At 66.2% G+C, this 6,900-nt stretch carries 9 protein-coding genes; 5 read left to right on the forward strand and 4 right to left on the reverse strand.

Translation table 11 applies throughout. The annotated features are described in order from the left end of the window. Positions 1-24: 24 nt before the first annotated feature. The 3 genes from JOZ00_RS12245 to JOZ00_RS12255 all read right to left on the reverse strand — a co-directional run bounded on the left by JOZ00_RS12245 (position 25) and on the right by JOZ00_RS12255 (position 3,414). A complete protein-coding gene (locus JOZ00_RS12245; RefSeq protein WP_293344184.1) occupies positions 25-1,725 on the reverse strand; it encodes an Hsp70 family protein in 1,701 nt (566 codons plus the stop codon). 105 nt (positions 1,726-1,830) lie between these two features. Further along, positions 1,831-2,916, reverse strand: coding sequence for a dihydrodipicolinate reductase (locus tag JOZ00_RS12250; protein WP_293344185.1), 1,086 nt, complete (start codon positions 2,914-2,916; stop codon positions 1,831-1,833). 57 nt (positions 2,917-2,973) lie between these two features. Beyond that, the gene (locus tag JOZ00_RS12255; RefSeq protein ID WP_293344187.1) at positions 2,974-3,414 is read right to left on the reverse strand and encodes a MarR family transcriptional regulator; all 441 of its coding nucleotides are present in this window, start codon (positions 3,412-3,414) and stop codon (positions 2,974-2,976) included. A 71-nt stretch (positions 3,415-3,485) separates the two neighbouring features. Here JOZ00_RS12255 and JOZ00_RS12260 point away from each other — a divergent pair, with 71 nt between their 5' ends. From JOZ00_RS12260 to JOZ00_RS12280, 5 genes are read left to right on the forward strand one after another with little or no spacing between them, the layout of a single operon-like run. Beyond that, a complete protein-coding gene (locus tag JOZ00_RS12260; protein WP_293344189.1) occupies positions 3,486-3,818 on the forward strand; it encodes an antibiotic biosynthesis monooxygenase family protein in 333 nt (110 codons plus the stop codon). Between the two features lie 46 nt (positions 3,819-3,864). Continuing rightward, positions 3,865-4,203, forward strand: coding sequence for an MmpS family transport accessory protein (locus JOZ00_RS12265; RefSeq protein WP_293344191.1), 339 nt, complete (start codon positions 3,865-3,867; stop codon positions 4,201-4,203). A gap of 14 nt (positions 4,204-4,217) precedes the next feature. Continuing rightward, positions 4,218-5,525, forward strand: a complete 1,308-nt coding sequence (locus tag JOZ00_RS12270) for a cytochrome P450 (protein WP_293344192.1) — start codon at positions 4,218-4,220, stop codon at positions 5,523-5,525. Between the two features lie 10 nt (positions 5,526-5,535). Next, entirely contained in the window at positions 5,536-6,084 is a 549-nt protein-coding gene (locus JOZ00_RS12275; RefSeq protein ID WP_293344193.1) for an ester cyclase, read from the forward strand. Beyond that, on the forward strand, positions 6,081-6,533 hold the full coding sequence (locus JOZ00_RS12280) for a hypothetical protein (protein ID WP_293344195.1): 453 nt from the start codon (positions 6,081-6,083) through the stop codon (positions 6,531-6,533). Before JOZ00_RS12275 ends, JOZ00_RS12280 begins: the two co-directional genes overlap by 4 nt. A 4-nt stretch (positions 6,534-6,537) precedes the next feature. Here JOZ00_RS12280 and JOZ00_RS12285 read toward each other — a convergent pair. After that, a partial coding sequence (locus JOZ00_RS12285) for an HAD-IA family hydrolase (protein ID WP_293344197.1) occupies positions 6,538-6,900 on the reverse strand: 363 nt, incomplete at its 5' end.

The following is a 6,900-nucleotide window of genomic DNA, read 5'->3' on the forward strand; positions in this document are numbered from 1 at the left end:
AAGAAGGTTGACCTGAGCGGCAATTCAGCGAGGCGCTTGGGCGACGGTGTTTAAGTCGCCCTCGATTCCCTGAATGATCTGATTCACTCGATCCAGCCCGGGAATCGGTTCGTTGAGCCCGGGAATCGGCGGAATGCGCGGCGGGACGCGCGGGACGACCGGACCGACGGGCGCGGCCGCGGCGGGAGGCGCGGCCCGCTGAATCGGCGCGGGGGCGCTGGCCGCCGGCGTCTTCGTCTCGGCGGGCGGGCTCGTATCGGGGGCCGGTGGCGGAGCCTCCTCGGGGGGCGCGGGCTGGGCGGTCGCGGGCGGCACCTGATTTGTGGCCACCCCCGGTGCCGGCGTCGTCGCCGGCTTGTTCCCTCTTGTCAGCTCGACCGCCACCGCGGTCCCCACCAACAGCAGTACCGCGATCACGGTCGCAACGAGCGCCATCGCCGGTAGCCCGTACCAGCGGGTGAGGATTCGCTTGCGCTTCGAACTCGGCTTCGCGACTTTTGTGGTCTTCGCGGCATCTTCTTCGGGCTGCGGATCCGCGCGGACCGACGGCACCCCTGGCTGGGCGGCAGTCGCCGCCCAGGCCCGCGCGGGCGCCACACCCGTTGCCGTGTCCGCCGGCGCCGCCTGGGCGGTCGCCGTGACGGGTGCGGGGGCCGCCGACAGCGTCGCGCTGCTCTCGCCCGGACCTCGTGCCACCCGCAGTGCGCCGCCGATGGCAGCGGTCAGCTGCGGTCGCGGCGCTGTGACGACCGGAACGCGAAGGCGCCGCGAAAGCGTGGTGGCGACCGCCGGAATGTTCGCGCCGCCGCCTGCCGACACCACCGCGACCAGATCGCGAATTCCGTTGCACGCTAACAATTCTTCCAATGAAACTAGGAATCTGTCCAGCGACGGCCGGATCGCGTCGTCGAGTTCGTGCCGGCTGACCCGCAGCTCGGCGCCCGCCCCCGTCAGCCCGTCGGTCAGCGTGGTCATCGTGCTCGACGACAGCCGCTCCTTAGCGCCTCGGCACCCGGTGCGCAGCCGGCTCAGCGAGCCGATCGCGGCGGTGCCCGCGGGGTCGAAGGCGCCTGTGCTCGGCATGTTGGCTATCACCGCGCTCAGCAGCGCCTGGTCGATCAGGTCGCCGGAGAAATCGCGGTTCCGCTCCGTCGGGACCAATGCCTGGTAATCACCGCCGGCGGCCATCAACGTGACATTGGTGCCGCTGCCGCCGAAATCGCACACCGCGACGGTTCCGTCGGACGGCAGGCCCGGATTGGTGCGCACGGCGAGCAGCGTCGCCGCAGCGTCGGGAATCAACAGCAGTGGCTGCGTCCGGTGCGACCAGTCGGAGACGTCGCTCAGCGCGGCACCCAGAGTGTCGACCGCGTGCGATTGCCAGTGGGCGGGATAGGTCACCGCGATGTTCTCGGGCAGGGCACGCCCATGGGTGGCGGCGTAGGCCAGGGCGCGCAACGCGTCGGCGACCAATTCTTCACTGGGATGCACCGAGCCGTCGGCCGCTACGACGCCGCGCGGATCGCCGATCCGATTGACGAAGCCGGTCATCACCAGGCCGGGCTGGTTGAGCCTCGGGTTCTCCGCCGGCAGGCCTACTTCCGGCGGACGGTCCCGATACAGCGTCAGGACGGGCTTGCGGGTGACGGCGTGGTCGCCGGTCACCGCCGCCAGGTTGGTGGCACCAATCGATATGCCCAGCGCGGTCCCAGCTCCATTGGCCATATGTATCCCCGTATTCAGCACGCACCCGCATTCGGCTGAGCATCATTGTGCCGCTGCAACCTGTATCCAGTCCCAGCGACACCTAGGTGCCCGCTGTGTGCCGGGTCAGCGGATGCTGCCGGCTCCGGCGATGAGCGGGAGGTCGAGCGGCGTGACCCAGCCAGGCCGCAAATCGTTGACCGCCGGAACGGCGTTGAGAGCGCGCAGGCCGGTCGACAGGCAGCCGGCCGCGGCCGCGTCCCGGCCGGAGCCGTCGGTGAAGCGGAACGCGGTCTCCTGGAAGATGCTCGGGGTGCCTTCGATGTCGACGCGGTAGACGTCGTTGTCGTGACCGGTCGGCCAGTCCGGGGCGGCGTCAAGGCCGATGCGGTTGACGTGCTCGAGCTGAATTCGCGTCTCGCCCTTGTAGATTCCGTTGATCGTGAACCGGACCGCGGCGACGTGGCCCGGCTTGATGACGCCCCTGGCGGAGGTGCGCTCTGTGGGCGTCACCCATTTGTCCCAGGTGGTGGTGATCTCGTCGAGCATGATGCCGGCGGCGTGCGCGATCATCGGGACGGTCGCACCCCACGCGAAGATCAGCACGTCGCGGTTCTCCAGCATCGGGCTGTACTCGGGCTCGCGGCCGATGCCCATCTCGACTTCGTAGTCGCCTTCGTAGTTGGTGTAGTCCAGCAGCTCGGAAGCCCGGACCTTGCGCACCTCGGAGCACAAGCCCATCAACGTCATGGGGAACAGGTCATTGGCGAAGCCGGGGTCGATGCCCGTGGTGAAACACGACGACTCTCCCAGCTCGCAGGCTTCGGTGATGGGCGCAATCCACTGTGGCGGGTTGAGGTGCATCGTCGGCCAGACCCACGGCGTCATCGCCGTCGAGCACACGTCGATGCCGGCCCGCAGGAAGCGGGTGATCAGCCCGATGTTCTCCTTCGCATGCATCGCGGTCGGGCCGTAGTGCACCAACGCATCGGGCTTCAGCGCGATCAGGGCGCCGATGTCGTCGGTGGCGATAACACCCGTCGGCTCGGGCAACCCGCAGATGTCGGCGACATCGCGTCCGACCTTGTTCGGGTTGCTGACGCCGACGCCGACCAATTCGAACAACGGATGCTTGACGATCTCCGGAATCACCATCCGGCCGACAAAGCCGGTGCCGTAGACCACTACACGCTTTGAGCCGCTTTCCGACATGCTCACCTTCCCGCTAGCCCCCGTTCGCTCACATTAAGCGTGGTGCGTACGCGCAAGCTAGACCGGCTCGGCCTCGAGGTTTTCGGCGCAGCGCAAAAGCAACGCGGCGAGTTCTCGGCGCGCGGCGGCCGGGACGCCGTACAGCATCTCGGCTTCGACGCCCTCCACCGCGGCGTGGCTTTTCTTGAGGTGGCCCAGCCCCAGCGGGGTCAACTGCAGCGCGCGGGCGCGTCCGGGCCCTTGCGTGTCCGAGAGGGCGACCAGACCGGCAGCGCGCAGTCCGCTCAGAACGTCGCGCAGCGATTGGCGGGTGACGAAGCAGAGCCGGGCCAGCTCGGACGCCGACGCGTCGGGATGGTCGTGCAGCGCGCGTAGCAGCGCGTACTGCGACATCGACAGCCCGATCGGTTTCAGTGCGGCGTCGCAACGGCGTCGCAGCGCCTGCTGAACGCGCTTCACCAGATAGCCCGAACCAAGCTCGATCGCAGATTGACTCATGACAGGAACCTTACATCATGCTAGAGTCCGGAGTTTGTAAGGTTCCTGACACAACACAGAAAGGTCCGACGATGACCACGATCAAAGAACACGCCCCGCTGACCACCATGATCAACGTCTTCACCGTCGCTCCCGAGCGCGCATCCGAGTTGGCCGAACTGCTCCGCGTCGCCACCGAGGAGACGATGCGATTCGTGCCCGGCTTCATCTCGGCGAACATTCACGTCAGCACCGACGGCACCCGGGTCATCAACTACGCGCAGTGGCAAAGCGCCGAGGCGTACAAGGCGGTGTTCGAGGACCCGAACGCACGCGAGCACATGGGCGCCTGCGCCGCCGTCGCGACCGGCTTCGAACCGCACCTCTACACCGTGCACTCGGTGACCGAAGCGCCGAACCGCTGACCGCAAACGCTTCCGTAGCGTCGCGCGTGGTGACACGATGCAAAACATGACGAAGCATCTGCGCGGCTCCGCGGTCCTGTTCGCGGTCGGGGTCGGGTTTTCGAACATCGCGGGCGTGGCCCACGCGAGCGACTTCCCCCAAGTGCGGTACGAGGTGACCGGCGGCCCCGTCGCCCAGTACATCTCGTACCAGACGGACAACCCCTATCAGCAGCACCAGGCCAACGTGCCGCTGCCATGGTCGACGCAGTTCACCGCCTTTGGGGGCCAGGTGTTCGTCCTCAGCGCACAGGGTCCGGGCACCCTGCGTTGCCGAATTCTGATCGACGGCAACGTGGTAAGTGATGCGCAATCGGCCGGCGGCCGAACCGTCTGCACGCACTGAGAAGGAGGATCCAGGTGAGCCTCACGGCGAGTCCCAAAAAGAGCGTAGCGACGCGGACGAACGGGGCACCACCGCCCGAGGTCCCTCTTGCCGACATTCGCCTTGAGTCGCTGGACTTCTGGGGGCTCGGCGACGACTTTCGCGACGGAGCCTTCGCCACGTTGCGACGCGAGACGCCGATCTCCTTCTGGCCCGCGATCGACATCGGCGGTTTCGTCGCGGGCAACGGCTACTGGGCGCTCACCAAGCACGACGACGTGCACTACGCAAGCCGTCACCCGGAGCTCTTCTCCAGCAGCCCGAACATCACGATCAACGACCAAACACCTGAGCTGGCAGAGTATTTCGGCTCGATGATCGTGCTCGATGATCCGCGACACCAGCGCCTGCGCTCGATCGTCAGCCGCGCGTTCACCCCGAAAGTGGTGGCGCGCATCGAGGCATCGGTTCGCGAGCGCGCCCGCCGGCTGGTCGCCTCGCTGATCGCCAATCATCCCAAGGGCGAGGCGGATCTGGTCAGCGAGCTCGCCGGGCCGCTGCCGTTGCAAGTCATCTGCGACATGATGGGAATCCCCGAGGAAGACCACGAGCGGGTATTCCATTGGACCAACGTCATTCTCGGCTTCGGCGACCCCGACCTCACCACCGATTTCGAAGAGTTCATGCAGGTTTCGATGGACATCGGGACGTATGCCACCGCGCTGGCCGAGGACCGTCGGTCCAATCATCATGACGATCTGACCACGAGCCTGGTGGAAGCCGAGGTCGACGGCGACCGGCTGACGTCTTCGGAGATCGCCTCGTTCTTCATCTTGCTCGTGGTCGCCGGCAACGAGACCACCCGCAACGCGATCAGCCACGGCGTGCTCGCCCTATCGCGCTACCCGGCAGAGCGGGACAAGTGGTGGTCCAACTTCGACCGCCTGACTCCGACGGCGGTCGAGGAGATCGTGCGGTGGGCTTCGCCGGTGATCTATATGCGGCGCACCCTGACCCGAGACGTCAAGCTGAGCGGCACCAAGATGGCGGCCGGCGACAAGGTCGCGCTGTTCTACAACTCGGCCAACCGCGACGAGTCGACATTCGACAACCCTTGGCAATTCGACGTGGCGCGCACCCCTAATCCGCATTGGGGATTCGGCGGTGGCGGTGCGCATTTCTGCCTCGGCGCGAACCTGGCCCGCCGCGAGATCCGGGTCCTCTTCGACGAACTGCGCCACGAAGTACCCGACATCGTCGCCACCGAAGAACCGTCGCTGCTGCTTTCGCAATTCATCCACGGCATCAAGAGCCTGCCGGTCGCCTGGACTCCCCCGGCTTGATCTGGCCTTCGTGAGCATTCCCGAATTCCCCGGTCCCGAGGTGCTGGCCGCGCGCCAGAAACTCGTCCTCGACCACTTTCACGATGAGGTCCGCCAGGACTGGGACGACGTGTTGTCGACCTTCCCGCATCCGCGCTACGAGCTGATCCCCCAGATGATCGTCCACGACGGCGACAAAGAGGTGCGCGATTACTACACCTACACGCGGACCGCATTTCCCGATCAGGACCACGAAATCATCGCACTGCGGCACAGCGCCGACGCGGTCATCGTCGAGTTCTGGTTGATGGGCACCCACCGTGGATATCTCGGAAAGGTGCCGCCCACCGGCAGTCGCTTCCGCGTCCGCATGACCGCATATTTCGTGTTCGACGCAACGGAAACGCTTGTCTGCGAACGTATTTACTTCGACACGCTGACGATGATCAAACAACTCGTCGGTGGGCTGGACATGAAGAGGCCGGCCAACTGGTGGCTGGCCGCGCGCTGCCTGCGTGGGTTCTTGTCGATGTCGTCGGAGCAGCCGGACCCGGCGCTGACCAACACAAAAGTGCCATGAGAAACCGAAGCCTTCACGCGGTGTGCGGCGCAGCCGCCATCGCACTGCTGGGCGCCTGCGCCACGGCTACCGCGGCTCCCGCGCCGCTGAGCCGGCACACCGAGAAGTGGATTGATCTGCAGGTCGGCGATTGTGTCGCCGACCTGCCGCCGGCCGATCTGAGCCGCGTCACCGTCACCGCAGTCGAATGCGCGACAGCGCATTTGGCCGAGGTGTATCTGCGCGCCCCGATGGCCGTCGACTCCGCGATTGCCACCGTGGCCAACCGCGACTGCGCGGCCGGTTTCGCCCCCTACACCGGTCAATCCGTTGGCGGCGGCCGGTTTTCGATCACCTATCTCATCGACTCGAATCAGGACCGCACCGGAGCGACGCCCAACCCCAGCACCGTCATCTGCCTTCTGCAGGCAGCCAACGGTCAACCCCTGACCGGGTCCGCGCGTCGCTGACGCCTCAGCAGCCGAGCTGCTCCGCGAGGTCGATGAAGTCGGATGCGTTGACGTCGAACTCATTCGAGTAGGCCACGTCGACTTCGCCATCGACACCGAATTCCAGTGGGCGGGCAACGAAGGCGGTCTGAAAACCGAGACTGCCCGCTGCCTGAATGTCGTATTTGTGGCTTGCGACCATCATGATCTCGGCGGGGTCCAGGCCCAGGTAGGTCGCGGCCATCCGATAGATCGCGGGGTCCGGCTTGAACACCCCGGCCATCTCCGCGGCAAAGACAGCGTCCCAGGGCAGTTCCGCTCGTTTCGAGATGTCTATGACCGCCGCGACATCGGCGTTCGACAGGGTGGCCAACGTGTATACGGCCTT

Origin of the sequence: Mycobacterium sp. (assembly GCF_019243155.1) — a bacterium.
Lineage (GTDB): Bacteria > Actinomycetota > Actinomycetes > Mycobacteriales > Mycobacteriaceae > Mycobacterium.

Coding starts and splice junctions, on each gene's coding strand:
- JOZ00_RS12265 (WP_293344191.1), top strand. CDS start 3,865: ATGACGAAGCATCTGCGCGGCTCCGCGGTCCTGTTCGCGGTCGGGGTC.
- JOZ00_RS12280 (WP_293344195.1), top strand. CDS start 6,081: ATGAGAAACCGAAGCCTTCACGCGGTGTGCGGCGCAGCCGCCATCGCA.
- JOZ00_RS12260 (WP_293344189.1), top strand. CDS start 3,486: ATGACCACGATCAAAGAACACGCCCCGCTGACCACCATGATCAACGTC.
- JOZ00_RS12245 (WP_293344184.1), bottom strand. CDS start 1,725: ATGGCCAATGGAGCTGGGACCGCGCTGGGCATATCGATTGGTGCCACC.
- JOZ00_RS12250 (WP_293344185.1), bottom strand. CDS start 2,916: ATGTCGGAAAGCGGCTCAAAGCGTGTAGTGGTCTACGGCACCGGCTTT.
- JOZ00_RS12255 (WP_293344187.1), bottom strand. CDS start 3,414: ATGAGTCAATCTGCGATCGAGCTTGGTTCGGGCTATCTGGTGAAGCGC.